The sequence below is a fragment of the Nevskia sp. genome (genome assembly GCF_051860985.1).
Lineage (GTDB): Bacteria > Pseudomonadota > Gammaproteobacteria > Nevskiales > Nevskiaceae > Nevskia.
The window spans coordinates 93,216-112,010 of record NZ_JBIMKV010000002.1 but is presented as its reverse complement, the minus strand read 5'-3'; the positions used below and the strand labels follow the sequence as shown (position 1 = coordinate 112,010).

Below are 18,795 nucleotides of genomic sequence, written 5' to 3'. Positions count from 1 at the left end.
ACGCCGCGCCCGTCACCGGCGCAAAACTGAACCCGTCAGGGGTCGTGTCCGTGCCAACGTCGTCGTTCAGAATCGTGCCGGTCGCCTGCGCGCGGCCCAGCACAGCGCCGCCAGTCGGGTTGCTTAGCGTCACGAAGAAGGTTTCGTCAGCCTCGAAATCGGTATCGCCACGAATGCCGACGTTGCCGATCTTGCTCGTCTCGCCAGGCGCAAACGTCACCGTCAGCGCGCCGCCGTTGTAGTCCGTGCCGCTCGTCGCCGTCCCGTTCGACGTCGTCGCACGAACCGTCACCGTCACCGTCGCCGCACGACTCAGCGTCACCGTAAACGGCAGGTTCTTCGTCCCGCTGTTCCCTTCCTGCGTCGACGCGTCCGCAATGCTCACCGTCAGCGCGGCTTGTGCCTGAGCGGTAACTGGAACCAGGCCGCTCGCCATCAGCAAGGCGATGAAAGCGAACTGGACGAATGAGCGACCTGCGAGGAACTTGCTGAACTTCATTACGGCACTCGGTGGCGGACGACGAGTGGGCAGATAGGGGGCAAACACCCCGATCTGAGTCAAGTCTCAATGGTGGACTATTAACGTCAATTAATCGTAAATCTGGCCTGTTTTTTCGACAAGCCGAAGGCGCAAAAACGGGCAAGTTCGGTTGCCAGCGTGATTCAGGTCCGCAATGCGCCAAAACAGCGCGTCTGAACCCCGCTGCTGCCAGCCGGAGCGGATGACTTCGCGGTGCTGACCCAGGGTTTGGAAGTGGGTAGCGGCCGCCGACGGAAAACCTTGAGCGGTCGCGCCTGAACGCTGCGCGTGGCGCCGTCAGTCCGCTCCGAGCACCGGCAGTGCCCGTTCGAGAATCGCCCGTACCTTGGCCATGCTCAGGGCCAGCCAGTGCTCGATCTGGCCGTGGATGTCGCCGCTGCCGATGCCAGGCGCCCAGTTGACGCTGACGGCAACGCAGGCATATGGCAGGTCCAGTTCGGCAGCCAGTGCCGCTTCCGGCATGCTGGTCATGCCGACCATGTCGCAGCCGTCCTGCTTGAGCCGGCGAATCTCGCCGGGGGACTCCAGGCGCGGCCCCTGGGTGACGGCCATGACGCCACCGTCGCGGGCCTCGACATTGGCAGCACGGGCCGCCTCGATCAGCGCCCGGCGGACCGCCGGGGCGTACGGCTGATTGAACTCGATGTGCTTCAGGCCACTGCCGGGCCGGCCGTCGAAATAGGTGTGCTCCCGGCCCCAGGTGTAGTCGATCAGATCGTGCGGGATGGCCAGCGCGCCAGGTGCAAACCAGCCGGCGATGGCGCCGACGGCACCGATGGCGATGACCTGCTCGACACCCGCCTGCTTCAGCGCCCAGAGGTTGGCCCGGTAGTTGATCGCATGCGGCGGCAGCTTGTGGCCCTCGCCGTGGCGGGCCAGGAAGATCGCCTCGACACCCGCCACCGTGCCATGCACCAGCGGCGCCGACGGCGCGCCGTAAGGCGTATCGGCCAGCACCGAATCGATGACGTCCAGGCCCGGCCACTGGTTCATGCCGGTACCGCCGATGACGGCGACCTTGGCGGGCTTGCGGGCAGCGGTAGTCATGAAATACGTCCGGGAATGTCGTTGGGAAATCAGGCGCCGCGCAGTGCGTAGATCGCCGGCAGTTGCCGCCAGCACTCGTGGTAATCCATGCCGCAGCCGAAGACGTAGCGATCGATCACGCTCAAGCCGATGAACTCCGCGTGGGCGCCAGCGGCGCGACGGTCGTGCAGTTTCTCGGCCAGCACAGCGACCTTCAGGCTCAACGGCGCGAACTCGGCCAGCGCCTTGCGGATCGCCACCAGGGTATGGCCTTCGTCGAGGATGTCGTCGATCACCAGCACATGGCGGCCCTCGAGGATCGCCGGCGGCTGGCGCTTCCAGATCAGGCCACCGCCGGTCGTGGCCCCGCGGTAGCGAGTGGCGTGCAGGTAGTCCATCTGGAACGGGAAGCGCAGCCGGCGGGTGATTTCAGCGGTCGGGATCAGGCCGCCGTTCATCACGCAAAGAATCAGCGGTGCACGATCTGCGTACTCGGCGGTGATCTCGGCGGCCAGCTTGTCGTAGGCGGCGGCTACCTCGGCCTCGTCGTGCAGGCAGTCGGCCTGGGCGAGCACGTTCAGGGCATCTGCGGTATCGAGGGACATCGGCTCAGACCGTCCGGTAGAGCGCCTTCAGGCGGGCGCTGGAAAGTCGCCGCTGCTTGACCGGCAGCGCGTCGAGCAGCTTCACCACTTCGCTGCGGTCGTTGCAGACCGGCAGCATGTCGCAGCCGGCGGTGATCGCCACCCGCGCGCGCTCGACGATGTCACCCACCACCACGGCGCCCTTCATGCACAGGTCGTCGCAGAACACCGCGCCGTTGTACTTGTACTGGCTGCGCAGCAGACCGCGAATCCACTTGCGGGAGAACGAGGCCGGAATCTCGTCGTAGGCGCAGTAGCGGACATGGGCCAGCATCAGGCTTTCGATGCCGTCATCGATCAAGGCCTTGAACGGCACCAGGTCCTGGCGCTCGATGTCGGCGAACGGCCGGCGATCGATCGGCAGTTCCAGGTGCGAATCGGCGGCCACCGCCCCGTGTCCCGGGAAATGCTTACCGGTGGCTTTCAGGCCGGCGGCATTGAGACCGGAGCGGAAGGCGCGCGACAGCTTGATGATCAGCTGCGGATCGGCCGCGAACGCGCGATCGCCGATCACCGTCGACACGCCGCAGTCGCGATCGAGCACCGGCGCGAAGCACAGGTCGATGCCGAAGCCGGCCAGCTCGCGGCCGATGGTTTCGCCGTGCTGCCGCGCCTCCTCGACCGCCCGCAGGCCGGATTCTTCATGCAGCCGGCCGAGCGTGCCCATCGCCGGAATCCGCGTGAAGCCGACCCGGAAGCGCTGCACCCGGCCGCCCTCGTGGTCGACCGCGATCAGCAGCCGCGGCGACTTGATCGCCAGCAGCTCATTGCACAGCGCGCGCAGCTGCTCGGGGTCCGAGTAGTTGCGGGCGAACAGGATCACGCCACCGACCAGCGGGTGGGCCAGCACTTCGCGGTCTTCGGCAGTCAGAGCCAGGCCGGCAACGTCGGCCATGATCGGTCCCAGGGTCATGCGGGCGCGTGGGGGTGCTGTGAGGGAAGCGGCGTCACGTCGGCTCGTTTTCGGGCCAGTCTCGCCACGGGTGCAGCGCAAGGCTGTGATTGTAATAGCGCCGGTCGTCGGTCACTTCCAGGCCCAGCCAGGCGGGGCTGTCGATCGCCTGGTCGGCGGCCTTCAGTTCGATCTCGGCGACCACCAGGCCGGCGTTGGCGCCAGCGAACTCGTCGATTTCCCAGGTCAGCGGCTGGCCGTCCGGGCCGGTCACGTCAATGTAGTGGCGCACCTTGTCGACCAGCCCGACGCATAGCGTGTCGAGGATCTTGTGGGCGTCCTTGACCGGCACTTCGTAGTCGTACTCGGCTCGTGCGCGGCCGACCACTGCCGCCTTGATGTTCAGGCGCGCCTCGACACCCTGCAGACGCACGCGGATCGAGCTTCGGCCGTTGTCCTCGGTCAGATAGCCCTGCCGCATCGGCACGCGGCGGGTCGCCTGGCCGCGCCAGTCGTCGCCGACGACCAGAAACTTGCGCTCGATTTCAATTGCCATGGATCACGTCTTCGGTTCATAGGGGGAAATCGGGGAGCGGGCGGCGGTGACTCACGCGGCGCGTTCAAAGAGTGCCATCGACTCGACGTGGGTCGTGTGCGGGAACATGTCCAGCACCCCGACCCGCGCCAGGCGGTAGCCGTGGGTATTGACCAGTTCGCCGGCATCGCGCGCCAGCGTGCCCGGATGGCAGGAAACATAGACGATGCGGCGCGCCCGGGTCGCGGCCAGCAGCGGCAGGATTTCCTTGGCGCCACTGCGCGGCGGGTCGATCAGCGCGAGGTCGTAGCGGGTCTTCAGCCAGTCCGCCTTCGGGTCCGGCTTGAACAGATCGGCTTTCAGGAAGCGGCCGTCGTAACCGTTGCGCTGCAGGTTGGTCAGACCGCGTGCGACCAGCCCGGCCTCGCCTTCCACCGCCGTCACCTGCGCGCCGCGGGCGGCGATCGGCAAGGTGAAGTTGCCGAGGCCGGCGAACAGTTCCAGCACCGCATCGCCAGCCGCCGGCGCCAACCATTCGAGCGCCTGACCCACCATGCGCTGGCTGACCTCGGCATTGATCTGGATGAAATCGGCCGGCAGGAAATTCAGCCGCAGAGCGCTGCCATCCGGCGAGTAGTCCAGCGGTCGCACCTCGGCCAGCGGCACCAGGGAATCCGGACCGCCGGGCTGCAGGTAGAAGTCGAAATCGTGCTCGGCCGCGAAGGCCAGCAGCTTGGCGCGATCGTCCTCGCTGGGCAGGGTCAGCACGCGGATGGTGACCGCCACGTGCTCGGCCGCAGACACCTCGATCTGCGGGATCTGGTCGGCAATGCTCAAGGATTCGAACAGCGCGCCGATTTTGCGCAGCCGCTCGCCCAGCCGGGCGTCGACCACTTCGCAGCGCTCCAGCACCGCCAGCGCATTGGCGTCACGCTCGCGAAAGCCGACCAGCACGCCGCCCTTCTTGTTGACCAGCTTCACACCCATGCGGGCGCGGCGGCGATAGCCCCAGGCCGGGCCAAGCACCGGTTCGGCGACGGCGGCGGGCGTCACGCCACCGATGCGCCGCAGCGCCTCGAGCATCGCCTGCTGCTTGAACGCGACCTGCGCGGCCGGTGCCAGATGCTGCAGCGAGCAGCCGCCGCAGGTGCCGAAGTGGGCACAGCCCGGCTCGACACGATCGGGCGACGGCACGTCGATCGCAGTCGCTACCGCCTCATCGAGCGCGCGGGTCACCCGCAGCAGCTTGTAACGCACGGTTTCGCCGGGCAGCGCACCGAAGATGAAGGTGACCTTGCCGTCGACACGGGCCACGCCCCGACCGTCGTGATCGAGATCGGTGACGGTGGCGCTGAACTCGGTGTCCGGCGGCGGCTTGCGGCGACGGGTCACTCGGGGAAGACGCCGGTCGAGATGTAGCGGTCACCACGGTCGCAGATGATGGCCGCGATCGTCGCCCCGCTCAGTTCCCGGCACAGCTGCAGCGCGGTCCATACCGAGCCGCCGGACGACGGGCCACAGAACACGCCTTCGATCTTGGCCAGATCGCGCATCGTGTCTTCGGCCTGGCGGGTCGATACCTCGACGACGCGATCGACGCGCTTGCGGTCGAAGATGGTCGGCAGGTAGGCCTCCGGCCACTTGCGGATACCGGGAATCGACGACTCGCCGTCCGGCTGCACGCCGACCACCTGCACCGCCGGGTTCTGCTCCTTGAGATAGCGGGAGCAGCCCATGATCGTGCCGGTGGTGCCCATGGTCGCGACGAAATGGGTCAGCGAGCCATTCAGCGCAGTCCAGATTTCCGGTGCCGTGCCCTCGTAGTGGGCGCGCGGGTTGTCCGGATTGCCGAACTGGTTCAGCACCTTGCCCTTGCCGTCCTGTTCCATCTGCAGCGCCAGGTCGCGCGCGCCTTCCATGCCTTCTTCCTTGCTGACCAGGATCAGCTCGGCGCCAAAGGCCTTCATCACCGCGCGCCGCTCCACCGACAGGTGCGCCGGCATGATCAGCACCATGCGGAAACCGCGCATCGCCGCCGCCATCGCCAGCGCGATGCCGGTGTTGCCGGAAGTCGCTTCGATCAGCGTATCGCCGGGCTTGATCTCGCCACGCTCCTCGGCGCGACGGATCATCGAATAGGCCGGACGGTCCTTGACCGAGCCGGCCGGATTGTTGCCTTCCAGCTTCAGGAACAGGCGGTTGTTGCCGATGCCGGGCAGACGGGTGACTTGCACCAGCGGCGTGTTGCCGATGGTGTCGGGGAGCGTGATCGGGTTCATGCCGGCATTTTACGGGGACTGACCGGCCCGCGCGGCGGGGATCGACCCGCACTCCAGGACCACGAAGGCGATGATCATCCCGGCCTCGTCGGTGAACGACAGATGGGCGGCCGTGATGCCGAGCGCCGCCAGCCGGGTCTGCATCGCGGCGCTGAAGATCAGCTGCGGCCGGGCCTTCGGCGCGCGCACGGCGCCGACATCCTGGTAGCTGACGCCGTGAAAACCGGTGCCCAGCGCCTTGACGAAGGCCTCCTTGGCCGCGAACGCGCGGGCGATCGCGTAGCCGGGGCTCTTGGCCTGGCCGAGCGCGGCGCGCTCCTCCGGCATCAGCAGCTTGTCGAGCGCCCGCTCGCCCTGCCGCGCGTGCAGCGCCTCGCAGCGGTCGATGCGCAGCAGATCGGTGCCGATGCCGTAGATCACCGGCCCGGATCAGCCCAGCGCGGCGCGGCGGGCGACCGTCATCGCCTGGCGGATTTCGGCGATCGCGGCCGGCAGGCCGATGAACAGGCTGCGAGCAATGATCGCGTGGCCGATGTTCAGCTCGACGATGTCCGGGATCGCCGCAATCGGACCGACATTGCAGGCATTGAGGCCGTGGCCGGCGTGCACCTCGAAACCCATGACCTGCGCTTCGCGCGCGAAGGCGGTGATCCGCGCCAGCTCGGCGGCCTGTTCGGCGCCGTCGGTGTCGGCGTAATGGCCGGTATGGATCTCCAGCTGCGGCGCGCCGCTGGCCTTTGCCGCCGCCAGCTGCGCCGGATCGGCGGCGATGAACAGCGCCACGGTGCAGCCCGCCTCGGCCAGCCGCCGGCAGGCCTCGCGCACCGCCGGCAGGTTGCCGGCCACATCGAGACCACCCTCGGTGGTGCGCTCCTCGCGACGCTCCGGCACCAGACACACGTATTTCGGTCGCGCCGCCACGCCGATGTCGACCATCCCCGGCGTCACCGCCATTTCCAGATTGATCGGCACCGGGCAGACCGGCGTCAGCCGCGCCAGATCGTGATCCTGGATATGGCGACGGTCTTCACGCAGGTGAATGGTGATGCTGTCGGCCCCGCTGGCCGCCGCCAGCAGCGCGGCCTCCACGGGATCGGGGTAAGGCGTGCCACGGGCCTGACGGACCGTGGCGATGTGATCAACGTTGACGCCGAGTCTCAGGACAGACATGGAGGGCAGGCTTCGGGAAGGAAAATGAGGTCGGCCATTGTAGGCCCTGCCCCGCCGTCCCGACGCTCCGGTCACCTGCGCTGTCTGGCTGCCACGACAGCTATCCAGGCCGCTGAAAAGCCGAAGGCCACCGGCCTGCCGCAAGGCGGCAGGCCGGTGGCCTTCGCACCGCCACGATCAGCCGCGCTGTGCGCTGCCGACCGCGCGACGACGACGCAGCAGGCCGCCGAGCATCAGGCCCGCCAGCCCGTACAAGCCGAACGCGCCGCCGCCACCCGAGCTGCTGGCGCCGCCGGTGGTGGTCCCGCCGGTCGTTGCGCCACCGGTGCTGCCCCCCGTGGTGCTGCCGCCGGTCGTACCGCCCGTGGTGCCGCCCGTTCCGCCACCGGTGCTGCCGCCGGTGGTCGAACCGCCGGTCGTGGTGCCGCCGGTGGTCGAGCCACCGGTGGTGCCGTCTTCGGCGAACACGCTGAAGCCTTCGACCGCCAGCACCGAGATCTCGGTCGAGCTGGACTTGAACACCGAGGCGAAGCTGCCGTCGGCAAACAGCACCGTCGGCGGCGCGCGGCCGATCGCGAACGGCGTGGTGAAGATGCCGGTGCCCTTGAAGCGGGTATCGGGCACGCCTTCCGGCGTCAGCTGCACGCCGGCCACCGAGGTGGTGCCGGTGACATAGGTGCGGCTGGCCAGCTGCAGGATGCCGTTGACGCCGATCAGCTGGGTCACGCCACTCGGCAGGATGCGGCCGAACAGCAGCTGGGTGAGGTTCGCCTGCCCTTCGCCGGGCGGCGTCGTCGCGGTGATGTCGACCACGCCGAGACCCTCGGTGCCGAAGGTGCTGGTCGGCACGCCGTCGATGTTGTCGCTGAACACGGTACCCACGAAGCGCGACGGCGACACCTTGCCGCTGCCGAAGTTGAGCACCCGGCCGGTGGTGGCAGATGAAGCCGCACCGAAGCCCAGCGACGAGCTGATGGAAGCGGAAACCGGGGCCGCCGGCTCGCGCAGGCCGGTGCTGTTGTAGCTGATGTCGAGCGCGCCGGCCGGCGTCACCGCATAAGTGAAGGCCTGCAGGTTGCCGAGCACCGCGTCCGGTTCGCTGCTGGTCAGGAAGGCACCGGCCAGCACCAGACGGCCGGAGGTCCGGTCGACCGTCGCAGCAAGGCTGAAGCGGTTGTCGATCAGCTTGGTCGGGGTGATCGTCAGATCGGTGCCGCCGTTGAAGTCCGGATCGCGCAGACCGCCGGCATCGCGGGCGGACACGGTGATGAAGCCGGCCGTCGGGGTCGGCGGCAAGGTGACCAGGTAGAAGCGGCTGCGCGACTCGTCGAAGCCGAGCGCAAGGTTATCGTCGAACGCGCTGCTCAGGCCGAAGTCCGCGCGGGTGAAGCTGCTGTCCAGCGCTCCGTTGGCATCGAGCCGGACGATGTACAGATGGCTGTCGCTGGCCGCCGGCGGCACGGCGCGGTAGAGCACATAGAGCCGGCCGGTGCTGTCGGCGACCGCCGCCGCGACGATGCCGCCCGGCTCGCTGTCGCGCAGCGTGAAGCCGCTGCCGACGCCGAACACGGCGGTTCCGTTGACCCCGTAGGTCGGGATCGGCGACAGGAAATCAGCTTGCGCCGCCGAGGCCAGCAGCCCCGCAGCCACCAGCACCAGCGCTCGCGCGCTCCGGCGTCCGCCGGCATTCGTCAGGGGCGCGATCCTTGCGCGGCTCACAGCGGACACGTCTTGCATAGCCACCTCTGTTGTCGAAGAAAAGTGAATCTAGCGGATCGTGACGCAGCGTGCGCACGTCTGTACACCCGGAAATATGAACGGTAGGCCTGGCGCGATATCAGGCGGGTCGCCGCAGCGCCCGCAGCTCGCGCAGCAGGCCCGGGGTGCGCAGCGACGCCCTTGGCACATGCGGTTCCAGCGCCATCCGCATCAGCCGGCGGGCATCGTCGCGTTCGGCGGCGGTCGACAGCGTTTCGCGGTGCAGGGCCAGCAGGCTGGCGCCGGCCAGCGCCGCCGGCGCATCCGGATCGCAGCGCCGGAAGCCGAGATCCGGGCGGAACTGGAAATGGGCCTGCGGATCGATCGACTCGTCGAGCGGCAGACCGTAGCCCAGCTGCTCGAGCAGGCGCTTCTCGAACACCCGGAGGCCTGCCTCGCCAGCTGCCACGCCAAGCCCCAGCCGGTCCATCGCGGTGCCGTAGTCGGCCCACAGCGCCGGATGCGGATCGTGGCGGATCAGCAGCTTCAGCAGCAGCTCGTTGAGATACCAGCCGAGGTAGATCTGCTCGCCGGGCAGCGGCACTTCCGGGCCGCCGGCCTCGACGGCGGTCAAGGTGCCGAGTTCGCCTTTCTCGGCCCAGGACAGCAGCAGCGGCCGAAACGGACCGACCACGCCGCGCTGCCGGGCGCGGGCGCCGCGCAGCCCCCGCGCCACCAGGCCGACGCGGCCGTGATCGCGGCTCAGCACTTCCAGCAGTTCGCTGGTTTCGCGGTAGGGTTTCTGCGACAGCAGCCAGGCCGGCTGCAGTTCGATGCGGGCGGTGGCCACGGCTGCGTCGGGCCGCCGGACGTCTAGTGCAACGCGTACAACAAGCCGCTAGCGCCGTGCCGTGTCTCGCGGCGCGACTCGGCGTTGCGAATCGTCGCCATCGAACAACGATGGCTCCTCATCGCGCCTTGATTCGCATCACGATCCATCGCCATTTCACTCACGCTTCGTTGTCTGTGCTGCACTAGCCGCCTTCGTAGCCAAAGCGGCTCAGCGCCTTCGGATCGTCGGTCCAGCCTTCCTTGACCCGGACCCAGAGCTTCAGGAACACCTTGCGGCCGGTCAGCGTTTCCAGCTCGCGGCGGGCAGCGGTGCCGATGCGCTTGAGCATCTCGCCGTTCTCGCCGATGACGATCTTCTTCTGGCCATCGCGCTCGACCCAGATCACTGCGCTGGCCTTCAGCAGCGCGCCTTCCTGCTCCAGCGCCTCGGTTTCCACGGTCAGCGCGTACGGCAGTTCCTGGGCCAGCGAGCGCATCAGCTTTTCGCGCACCAGCTCGGAGATCGTGAAGCCGAGGTCATGGCCGACCACCTGACCTTCCGGATACAGCGGCGGGCCGTCCGGCATCCGCGCCAGCAGCTGCTTGGCCAGCACGTTGACATTGGCGCCCTTGAGTGCCGACAGCGGCATCACGAAGGCCCATTCGCGCAGGGGGCTGAGCTTCTCCATCAGCGGCAGCAGCGCGTTCTTGTCGCTGAACTGGTCGACCTTGTTGATGACCAGCGCCACCGGCGCCTTGACCGACTTCAGGCGCTCCAGCACCGCGTCGTCCTCGTCGGTCCAGCGGCCGGCCTCGATGACGAACAAGGCGAGGTCGATCTCGTGCAGGCTGTTGCTGGCGGCGTCGTTCATCGCCTTGTTCAGCGCCTTCTTGGCCGCCCGGTGCATGCCCGGCGTGTCGACGAACACCACCTGGGCCTCGTCGCCGTGCAGCACGCCCTGGATGCGATGCCGGGTGGTCTGCGGCTTCGGTGCCGTGATCGAGACCTTGCGGCCGACCAGGGCGTTGAGAAGACTGGATTTGCCGACATTCGGCCGGCCGACGATGGCCACGACTCCGCTACGCATGCTTCTTTTTCTCGCTTGAGGTGATCGCGTCCAGCATCATGCTGGCCGCCCGTTGCTCGGCAATGCGCCGAGAGTGTGCTTCCGCTTCCGTCGCCAGCGCCACATCGGCGAGCTGGCAGCGAACCTTGAAATTGCGGCGATGGGCCGGTCCGTCCTCGCTGAGCACACTGTATTCCGGCAGCGGCCGCGACTGCGCCTGCAGCACTTCCTGCAGGCGGGTCTTGAAATCCTTCAGCGAACCGACTTCCGGTAGGCTGGCCAGTTCCGGCGCCAGCAGCCGCAGGCACAGCGCCTGCGCCGGCTCGATGCCGCCATCGAGATAGACACCACCAACCAGCGCTTCCAGACCGTCGGCCAGCGACGAGGCCCGCTTGTGGCCGCCAGTGCGCAGCTCGCCGGGGCCGAAGCGCATCGCCTCTGACAGCGGCACGCGGCGGGCGGCGAGCGCCAGGGTTTCCTCGCGTACCACGCTGGCCCGCAGCCGCGACAGGTCGCCTTCCGGCGCCTTCGGCCGCAGCCGGAAGATCTCGGCCGCCACGGTGAAGTTCAGCAGCGCGTCGCCCAGGAATTCGAGACGCTCGTTGTTGTCGTGGCCGGCCGAACGGTGAGTCAGCGCCCGCAGCAGCAGGCCGGCATCACGGAAGCGATAGCCAACGGCCTGCTGCAGGCGCTCGCGCGCTGCTGCTTCGATCTCGCGCGCGCTCAACCGCCGGGTACCGCGCGCAGGGGAACGTCATGGGCGAAGTGCGCGACCACGATGATGTTGGCGAACAGCGGCACTTCGGCGTCGTAGTCGTAGCTCAGGAACAGACCGGCCTGGTTGCGCACCACCTTGATGTCGCGCGGCTCGATCTGGTCGATGTAGTCGATGTCCCAGCGCTTCTGCAGCGCGCTGCGCACGGCGGCGACATCGACCTCGCTGCCGACCACCGAGGCCTGTGCGGCGACATCGCGCACCGCCTTGTTGACGGTGAATTCGTTCAGGTACAGCGGGCCGATCTTGATGCCGCACAGCGCGATGAAGGCGATGCTGCCGAACAGGTACAGGCCGCTCCACAAACCGAGACCCAGCTGCGACGTGCGTGCTTTCATGAGGTGCTCCGTTGACCCGCGGTTCGAGTGGCCGAACCTGAAGGTCAGCGGATCAGGGTACCGATCCGCGACAGCACCGGCCGCGCCCGTTCATGGTCCCAGCTCATCCAGACCAGCTCGGCGCGCCCTTTCAGGTTCGCTTCCGGGACGGTGCCCCAGCAGCGGCTGTCGTTGGAGCCGTCGCGGTTGTCGCCCATCATGAAATAGTGCCCGGGCGGCACGGTGAACTCGAAGTTGTCGCCGTTGGGCTGCACGAACGGGCAGCTGAACGGATCGGAGACGCGGTCCGGCTTGATCAGGATGTCGTGCTTCACGCCGCCGAAGTCCTCGTGCATGCGGACATCGCCGTAGCCGACGTCGCTCTGCACCGCCGCCATCGAGATCGGCGCTTCGACGCCGTTCACCGTCAGCCGCTTGCCGGCGTACTGGATGCGGTCGCCGGGCGTGCCGATCACCCGCTTGATGAAATCGTTGCCCCGGTTCGGGTCCGAGGCATCGGTGTTCGGGTAGATGAACACCACCACATCGCCGCGCTTCGGCTCGCCAAGCTCGACGATCTTGCAGCCGCCGACCGGGCAGCGCAGCCCGTAGGAGAACTTGTTGACCAGGATGAAGTCGCCGACGTGCAGGGTCGGGATCATCGAGCCGGACGGAATCCGGAACGGCTCGTACAGGAACGAGCGGATCACGAACACCGCCGCGATCACCGGGAACAGGCCGCCGAAGAATTCCGAGAACGCGCCCTGCTTCTCCGGGATGCCGGTGGCGGCGACGCGCCGGGCGCGCTTCGGCGCGGCGCTGAAGCGCTCGATCGACCAGATGATGCCGGTGACCACCGTCGCCACGGTGAGAATCAGGTTGAACAGGACGGTGAAGCTCATGAATGGAGACCGGACGTTGGACGGGTGAACTGCTTGGGACTGGCCGCGAGCGCCCAGCGTTGGAACGGCATCAGCTGCGGCGGTCGACACCCAGCACGGCCAGGAAGGCCTCCTGCGGGATCTCCACCGAACCGACCTGCTTCATGCGCTTCTTGCCTTCCTTCTGCTTTTCAAGAAGCTTCTTCTTGCGGCTGATGTCGCCGCCGTAGCACTTGGCCAGCACGTTCTTGCGGATCGCCTTGACGGTCGAACGGGCAATGATCTTGGCGCCGATCGCCGCCTGGATGGCGACATCGAACATCTGCCGGTGGATCACGTCCTTCATCCGCTCGCAGAGATCGCGGCCACGGGTTTCGGCGTCGTTGCGATGAACGATGGTCGCCAGCGCATCGACCTTGTCGCCGTTGACCAGCACGTCGAGCTTGACCAGCGGCGCGGTCTGGAAGCGCTCGAATTCGTACTCGAAGCTGGCGAAACCGCGGCTGACCGATTTCAGCCGGTCGAAGAAGTCCAGCACCACTTCGGCCAGCGGCATCTCGACCTCCAGCTGCACCTGGTTGCCGTGATAGCGCAGGTTCTTCTGCACGCCGCGCTTTTCCATGCACAGCTGCATCACCGCGCCGACATAGGTCTGCGGCATCAGCAGGCGGCACAGGATGATCGGCTCGCGGATGTCCTTGTAGGCGCCGGCGTCGGGCAGGTCGGACGGGTTGTCGATCTTCTTGGTCTCGCCGGTCGGAGTCTCGATCTCGTAGACCACGCTCGGCGCTGTGGTGATCAGGTTCAGGTTGTACTCGCGCTCCAGCCGCTCCTGCACGATTTCCATGTGCAGCATGCCGAGGAAGCCGATGCGGAAGCCGAAGCCAAGCGCCGAGGAATTCTCCGGCTCGAACTGCAGTGCCGAATCGTTCAGGCGCAGCTTCTGCAGCGACTCACGGAAGTCCTCGAAATCATCGGCGTCGACCGGGAACATGCCGGCGAACACGCGCGGCTGCACCTGACGGAACCCGGGCAGCTGCTCGACCGACGCGCGGCTGGCTTCGGTCAGCGTGTCGCCGACCGGCGCGCCGAAGATGTCCTTGATGCCGGCAACGATGAAGCCGACCTCGCCGGTCTCCAGCGAATCGCGCAGCACCCGCTTCGGCGAATGCACGCCCATCATCGTCACTTCGTAGTCCTTGCCGGTGGAGATCACGCGGATCTTCTGGCCCTTCTGGATGCGGCCGTTGACGACGCGGACCAGCGACACCACACCGAGGTAGGGGTCGAACCAGGAATCGACGATCAGCGCCTGCAGCGGCGCATCGACCGTGCCCTTCGGCGCCGGCAGCCGCTGCACCAGCGCTTCCAGCACATCGGTGACACCGAGGCCGGTCTTGGCCGAGATGCGCAGCGCATCGGTCGCCTCGATGCCGATGATGTCCTCGATCTCCTGGCTGACGCGCTCCGGCTCGGCGTTCTGCAGGTCGATCTTGTTGAGGATCGGCATCACTTCCAGCTTCTGCTCCAGCGCCGTGTAGCAGTTGGCGACCGACTGTGCCTCGACACCCTGCGAGGCATCGACGACCAGCAGCGCGCCCTCGCAGGCGGCGAGCGAACGGCTGACTTCATAGGAGAAATCGACGTGGCCCGGCGTATCGATGAAGTTCAGCTGGTAGAGCAGCCCGTCCTTGGCCCGGTAGTTCAGCGACACCGCCTGCGCCTTGATGGTGATGCCGCGCTCGCGCTCGATCGGGTTGTTGTCGAGCACCTGCGCCTGCATCTCGCGCTCTTCGAGCCCGCCGCAGATCTGGATGATCCGGTCGGCCAGGGTCGATTTGCCGTGGTCAATGTGGGCAATGATCGAAAAGTTGCGGATCTGGGCTTGCGGAACGCGAGGAGCGGGCTGCGACATGGGGCGGGCGGTCAAAATTTGCGCGGAGTATACCGGGACGACGGGACGGCACGGCTGCCGGCCCATCGCCCGGGACGGAACGCCGTTGCCGTCCGCGCCGCCCGTCGCCCCTACGGCAGCGCCGGCAGCAAGCCGAGGCTGGCCAGGAAGGCCCGCGTCTCCTCGCGGATCGCGTCGATGCCGGTGCCACCGCTCGACAGGTCGTGGCCCATGCCGGCCTGGTTGCGGTACTCGCAGCGGATGCCGAGCCGGATCAGCGACGAGCAGAAGTGCACGCTGGGCGTCAGCGCCACCGTCGTGTCGCGGTCGCCGTGGAACAGCAGCACCGGCGGGAAGCCGGCATCGAGGTTGACGCTCGGCGAGATCACCGGGCCGAGGTCGGCGAAGCGATCGGCGTTCCGGTAGGCCTGGATATGCGATTCGGTGGTGATGTCCGGCACGCCGGCGCGGGTGACGATGGCCGCCGGGCGCAGCAGCGGGTTGTCGGCTGCGGAGCCGCTCACCGGGGCGTCACGTAGCGCGGCGAAGAACGCCACGCCGCCGCCGGCCGAGGAACCCGACAGCGCGACGCGCGCAGGATCGATGCCGAGCTCGTCGGCATGCGCCTGCACCCATTGCAAGGCGGCACGACCATCATCGGCTGCAAGATAGGAGTAGGTGCCGAAGCGGTCGTTGACGCGGTAGTCCGGCGCGATGCCGACCATCCCGTGATTCTTCGCCCAGTAGCGCGCTTCGCCGACCGAGTTGTCGGTATTGCCGAACAGGAAACCGCCGCCGAACCAGTGCACCAGCGCCGACCGGCGATCGCTCGACCGCCATCCCGCCGGCTTGCAGACGAACAGGCGCAACGGCACCGGCGCCAGCGTGCGGTAGACGTGCGCGCTGCAATCGGTGGCCGCTGTCGGCGTGGCGGCCACCGGGTCGACGGTGGTGGAGACCGACAGCGTCGAGCTGAGGCTGCCGATCTTCAGCGTCACCGATTTCGCTGTCTCGTAACTGGCCGCTGCCGTGAACTGGACCACCACTGAATCGCCGCTGGCCACGGTCCCCGCCGCCGACACGAACGGCCCGCCGTTGATGCTGTAGAGACCGCCGGTGATGCTGATCGCGGTGGGCGACGGCGGGTTGTAGACGGTGATCGGAACGGTGGTCAGCACGCTGCCCGGCGGCACGGCGCCGCCAGCGAACATCGAGGCGTTGACCAGCGTGAACGCCTGCAGGCGGCTCGGGTCGCGATCCGCCCGCAATGACCACACGGTGCTGCGGATGCCGATGTTGACGGTGACGCGGGTCTCGGCGTCATAGCTGCTGCCGGTGCTGGCCTGCAGGGTGACGCGATCCTGGCCGCGCACCGTCGCGGCCGAACTGCCGAACGGGCCGCCGTTGATGCTGAACTCGCCGCCGGTGACCGAGATCGGCGTGGCGACATTGACGCCGCGAACCAGGATGGTTTCGCTGCGGACCACGCTTCCGCGCGGGCCGCTGCGCTCGCGGAACTCGAAGATGTCCGGGTCGTCGTCGATCGGCGCCGACGCGGTGACCGAGAAGCTGCCGGTCACGCCACCCAGGTTCAATGTGGCAGTGCGGAGCTCACCGCGATTGGCTCCCGGGATGACCAGCAGGCGAATCCGGTCGCCCGCCGACACCGGGCCCGGCAAGGTCATGAACGGCCCATTGTTAATGCTGTACTCGCCACCGCTCACAGCGGCCGTGATCGGCGCGGTGATGCCCTGCACCGTCACCGGCTCGCTGACCGTCGCCAGCAGCGGGAAGGCCGCCGAGACGCTACTGAAGCTGAACGGGTCCGGCGTGGTGTCGGCGCTCAGCGTGCTCACATCGAACACGGCGGAAGCGCCGCCGACAGTCAGCGTTGCCGCCGTGGTGCTCGCATAGGCGCCCGACGCCGTGACTCGCAGCCGCAGGGATTGACCATTGCCGATATCGCCCGCGCGGTCGGTGAACGGCGCGTTATCGATGCTGTACTCGCCACCGGTGATCGAGATTGCGACCGGCACATCGATGCCGTGGATCGTCACCGGCGCGCTGATCACGACGCTGCCCGGTGCGGCATTGATCACCGGCGCGATGGCGAAGGCATCCGGCTCGGTGTCGACGGCGCGGGTGGTCACCTCGAAGGCAGCGCTGGCGCTGCCGATGGTGAGCAGCGCCTCGCTGCGCGACGCGTAATCGTTGCTGGCCGCCTGTTCGATGACGACGCTGCTGCCGTTGGTGACGCTGCCGACGGTCGACAGGAATGGACCGCCATCAACGCTGTAACGCCCGCCCTGCACGGAAATCGCGGCACTGCCACTGAGGCCGCCGACCGCTATGGGCTGGCTGCGCTGCGTGCTGGCAGGCTCGGCATTGAAGACCGGCGCGAACGCGAACGGATCGGGCTCGATGTCGACGTTCGCCGGCTCGGCCGTGGTGGCGGTGAACTCGGCGCTGACGCCGCCGATGCTGATGGTCACGGTGCTGGCCGTGGACGGGGCCTGGCTCAGCTGCAACTCGGCCGTCACCCGGTCGCCGTCGACCACCTGGCCCGGGTCGCTGGTGAAGGCGCCGTCGTTGATCCGGTAGCGGCCGCCGCTGGCCGTGATCGGCGCGGCGATGTTGATGCCGCTGACCGTGATCGTCTCACTGCGCTGGATACTGCCCGGCGCCGCGTCGGCGACCGGTGCGAACCGGAACGGGTCCGGCGTGCCGTCGGCCGTGAAGCTCACCGTGGTGACGCTGTATGGCGCGGATACGCCGCCGATGTTGAGGGTGGCCGTCCGGGTTTCTGAAAAGCCGTAGGCCGCCAGCACCTGCACGCTGACGCGGGCGCCGTTGACGACGCTGCCGGGGCGATCGGTGAAGCTGCCGCCGTCGATGCTGTACAGACCGCCGACGATCGCGACCGGGCTGGGTGCATTGATGCCGCTGATCGTGATGCTGTCGCTGGTCTGCACGCTGCCCAGCGGCGCATCGACGACCGGCGGAAATGCGAACGGCTCCGGCGTCGTGTCCGGCGGCGGCACGTCATCGTTCACGATCGTGATGACGCCCTGCCCCTTGGCGATCGTCAACCCGACCGGCGTGTTGAGGTTGACGAGCAGGGTTTCGTCATTCTCGACCACGGTGTCACCATTGATCGTGAAGGGCTGCGTCTTGCTGGTCTCGCCGGGCGCGAATGTGGTGGTACCGGTCCTGGCCACATAGTCGCTGCCGGCGGTCGCCGTGCCGTTGGCGGTCGCGAAACGCACCGTCACCGCCTGGCTCGATGGCGCCGACAGCCGCAGGGTCAGTCGCACCACGCTGGTGCCGCTGTTGCCTTCGCTGGCGCTCGCGTCGGTGATGCTGACGCTGGGCTGGGTCGACGCCGCCGTGGTCACCGCATAGCCGCCGCTGACGCCGCCGATGCTCAGCGTTGCCGTGGTCGTGGTGCTGGCCGACGACGCGGCGGTCTGCTGCACGCGCACCGTCTGACCTGCCGTGACGGTGCCGGCCGCGGTGACGAACGCACCGTTATTGATGCTGTAGCTGCCGCCGACCACCGAAATCGGGCTGGCCGCATTGATGCCGCTGACCGTGATGCTGTTGCTGGTCTGCACGCTGCCGGGCGCCGCATCGGTCACCGGCGTGAAGCTGAAGGCATCCGGCGTGGTGTCCGGCGGTGGCGCGGCGCCGTCATCGTTGACGATGGTGGCGATGCCCTGGGCCTTGGCGATCGTCGCACCGACCGGGCTGCTCAGATTGATGAAGAAGGTTTCGTCGCCTTCGGCAACCGTATCGCCATTGACGGTGAACGGCTGCGTCTTGCTGGTCTCCCCGGGCGCAAACGTCGTCGTGCCGGTCCGGCTGACGTAGTCGCTGCCGGCAGTGGCCGTGCCGTTGGCCGTGCCGAAACGCACCGTCACCGTCTCGCTGGCGGGTGCCGACAAGCGGAACGTGAAGCGCGCCACCACCGTTCCGCTGTTGCCTTCGGTGACACTGACGTCGTTGATGCTGATGCTGGGCGCCGCCGCCGCTGACAGCAGCGGCATGGCAAACAAAGCGGCCAGCGCCTGCCGCCGCAGCAGCACGATCTTCCCCTGAAACATGACGGCAGTCCTGAGCATGCTGCTTTCTGAGTGGCAGCTTTTGCGATTAACACAGGAAACGTGCCGATTGTCCTCGCGCAAATCTAATGAAACGATAACGAACTCATCTCGCCGGACAAGCCTCTGATCGAGTTAGTTTTTC

17 protein-coding genes are annotated in these 18,795 nt (G+C 67.6%); all 17 read right to left on the bottom strand.

Going from position 1 to position 18,795, the window contains the following annotated elements; translation table 11 throughout:
- Nucleotides 1-499 (bottom strand): Calx-beta domain-containing protein (locus ACTIGJ_RS02795; RefSeq protein WP_439638758.1); only part of this gene is annotated, 499 nt, incomplete at its 3' end.
- A 318-nt stretch (nt 500-817) separates the two neighbouring features.
- Nucleotides 818-1,588: an S-methyl-5'-thioinosine phosphorylase gene (locus ACTIGJ_RS02790; RefSeq protein WP_439638757.1), complete on the bottom strand. Its 771-nt coding sequence runs from the start codon at nt 1,586-1,588 to the stop codon at nt 818-820.
- Between the two features lie 29 nt (nt 1,589-1,617).
- Nucleotides 1,618-2,172, bottom strand: a complete 555-nt coding sequence (locus ACTIGJ_RS02785) for a hypoxanthine-guanine phosphoribosyltransferase (RefSeq protein ID WP_439638756.1) — start codon at nt 2,170-2,172, stop codon at nt 1,618-1,620.
- A 4-nt stretch (nt 2,173-2,176) separates the two neighbouring features.
- Nucleotides 2,177-3,124: a beta-N-acetylhexosaminidase gene (gene nagZ, locus ACTIGJ_RS02780; protein WP_439638755.1), complete on the bottom strand. Its 948-nt coding sequence runs from the start codon at nt 3,122-3,124 to the stop codon at nt 2,177-2,179.
- Between the two features lie 34 nt (nt 3,125-3,158).
- Nucleotides 3,159-3,659: a CYTH domain-containing protein gene (locus ACTIGJ_RS02775; RefSeq protein WP_439638754.1), complete on the bottom strand. Its 501-nt coding sequence runs from the start codon at nt 3,657-3,659 to the stop codon at nt 3,159-3,161.
- 51 nt (nt 3,660-3,710) lie between these two features.
- Nucleotides 3,711-5,030, bottom strand: coding sequence for a 23S rRNA (uracil(1939)-C(5))-methyltransferase RlmD (gene rlmD / locus ACTIGJ_RS02770; RefSeq protein ID WP_439638753.1), 1,320 nt, complete (start codon nt 5,028-5,030; stop codon nt 3,711-3,713).
- Nucleotides 5,027-5,917, bottom strand: coding sequence for a cysteine synthase CysM (gene cysM / locus ACTIGJ_RS02765; protein ID WP_439638752.1), 891 nt, complete (start codon nt 5,915-5,917; stop codon nt 5,027-5,029). The genes rlmD and cysM overlap by 4 nt, the downstream gene beginning before the upstream one ends.
- Nucleotides 5,918-5,926: 9 nt before the next feature.
- Nucleotides 5,927-6,337 (bottom strand): holo-ACP synthase, encoded by a 411-nt coding sequence (gene acpS, locus ACTIGJ_RS02760; RefSeq protein WP_439638751.1) that lies wholly within the window; start codon nt 6,335-6,337, stop codon nt 5,927-5,929.
- A gap of 9 nt (nt 6,338-6,346) precedes the next feature.
- Nucleotides 6,347-7,087: a pyridoxine 5'-phosphate synthase gene (locus ACTIGJ_RS02755; RefSeq protein WP_439638750.1), complete on the bottom strand. Its 741-nt coding sequence runs from the start codon at nt 7,085-7,087 to the stop codon at nt 6,347-6,349.
- A gap of 177 nt (nt 7,088-7,264) precedes the next feature.
- Nucleotides 7,265-8,743, bottom strand: a complete 1,479-nt coding sequence (locus tag ACTIGJ_RS02750) for a hypothetical protein (RefSeq protein ID WP_439638749.1) — start codon at nt 8,741-8,743, stop codon at nt 7,265-7,267.
- A 181-nt stretch (nt 8,744-8,924) separates the two neighbouring features.
- Nucleotides 8,925-9,635 (bottom strand): DNA repair protein RecO, encoded by a 711-nt coding sequence (gene recO / locus ACTIGJ_RS02745; RefSeq protein ID WP_439638748.1) that lies wholly within the window; start codon nt 9,633-9,635, stop codon nt 8,925-8,927.
- Nucleotides 9,636-9,819: 184 nt separating this feature from the next.
- The gene (gene era, locus ACTIGJ_RS02740; RefSeq protein WP_439638747.1) at nt 9,820-10,704 is read right to left on the bottom strand and encodes a GTPase Era; all 885 of its coding nucleotides are present in this window, start codon (nt 10,702-10,704) and stop codon (nt 9,820-9,822) included.
- Nucleotides 10,697-11,410 carry a ribonuclease III gene (gene rnc / locus ACTIGJ_RS02735; protein WP_439638746.1) on the bottom strand — a complete coding sequence of 238 codons (714 nt, stop codon included), beginning with the start codon at nt 11,408-11,410 and terminating at the stop codon, nt 10,697-10,699. The genes era and rnc overlap by 8 nt, the downstream gene beginning before the upstream one ends.
- On the bottom strand, nt 11,407-11,796 hold the full coding sequence (locus ACTIGJ_RS02730) for a DUF4845 domain-containing protein (RefSeq protein ID WP_439638745.1): 390 nt from the start codon (nt 11,794-11,796) through the stop codon (nt 11,407-11,409). Before ACTIGJ_RS02730 ends, rnc begins: the two co-directional genes overlap by 4 nt.
- Nucleotides 11,797-11,840: 44 nt before the next feature.
- Nucleotides 11,841-12,677: a signal peptidase I gene (gene lepB, locus ACTIGJ_RS02725; protein WP_439638744.1), complete on the bottom strand. Its 837-nt coding sequence runs from the start codon at nt 12,675-12,677 to the stop codon at nt 11,841-11,843.
- Between the two features lie 70 nt (nt 12,678-12,747).
- Nucleotides 12,748-14,571 carry a translation elongation factor 4 gene (gene lepA, locus ACTIGJ_RS02720; protein WP_439638743.1) on the bottom strand — a complete coding sequence of 608 codons (1,824 nt, stop codon included), beginning with the start codon at nt 14,569-14,571 and terminating at the stop codon, nt 12,748-12,750.
- A gap of 110 nt (nt 14,572-14,681) precedes the next feature.
- Nucleotides 14,682-18,653, bottom strand: a complete 3,972-nt coding sequence (locus ACTIGJ_RS02715) for a Calx-beta domain-containing protein (protein WP_439638742.1) — start codon at nt 18,651-18,653, stop codon at nt 14,682-14,684.
- Nucleotides 18,654-18,795: the final 142 nt, after the last annotated feature.

Excerpts from the sequence above, each read along its gene's own strand:
- ACTIGJ_RS02790 (WP_439638757.1), bottom strand. The coding sequence starts at position 1,588 with ATGACTACCGCTGCCCGCAAGCCCGCCAAGGTCGCCGTCATCGGCGGT.
- ACTIGJ_RS02785 (WP_439638756.1), bottom strand. The coding sequence starts at position 2,172 with ATGTCCCTCGATACCGCAGATGCCCTGAACGTGCTCGCCCAGGCCGAC.
- nagZ (WP_439638755.1), bottom strand. The coding sequence starts at position 3,124 with ATGACCCTGGGACCGATCATGGCCGACGTTGCCGGCCTGGCTCTGACT.
- ACTIGJ_RS02775 (WP_439638754.1), bottom strand. The coding sequence starts at position 3,659 with ATGGCAATTGAAATCGAGCGCAAGTTTCTGGTCGTCGGCGACGACTGG.
- cysM (WP_439638752.1), bottom strand. The coding sequence starts at position 5,917 with ATGAACCCGATCACGCTCCCCGACACCATCGGCAACACGCCGCTGGTG.
- ACTIGJ_RS02755 (WP_439638750.1), bottom strand. The coding sequence starts at position 7,087 with ATGTCTGTCCTGAGACTCGGCGTCAACGTTGATCACATCGCCACGGTC.
- era (WP_439638747.1), bottom strand. The coding sequence starts at position 10,704 with ATGCGTAGCGGAGTCGTGGCCATCGTCGGCCGGCCGAATGTCGGCAAA.
- ACTIGJ_RS02730 (WP_439638745.1), bottom strand. The coding sequence starts at position 11,796 with ATGAAAGCACGCACGTCGCAGCTGGGTCTCGGTTTGTGGAGCGGCCTG.
- lepB (WP_439638744.1), bottom strand. The coding sequence starts at position 12,677 with ATGAGCTTCACCGTCCTGTTCAACCTGATTCTCACCGTGGCGACGGTG.
- lepA (WP_439638743.1), bottom strand. The coding sequence starts at position 14,571 with ATGTCGCAGCCCGCTCCTCGCGTTCCGCAAGCCCAGATCCGCAACTTT.
- ACTIGJ_RS02715 (WP_439638742.1), bottom strand. The coding sequence starts at position 18,653 with ATGTTTCAGGGGAAGATCGTGCTGCTGCGGCGGCAGGCGCTGGCCGCT.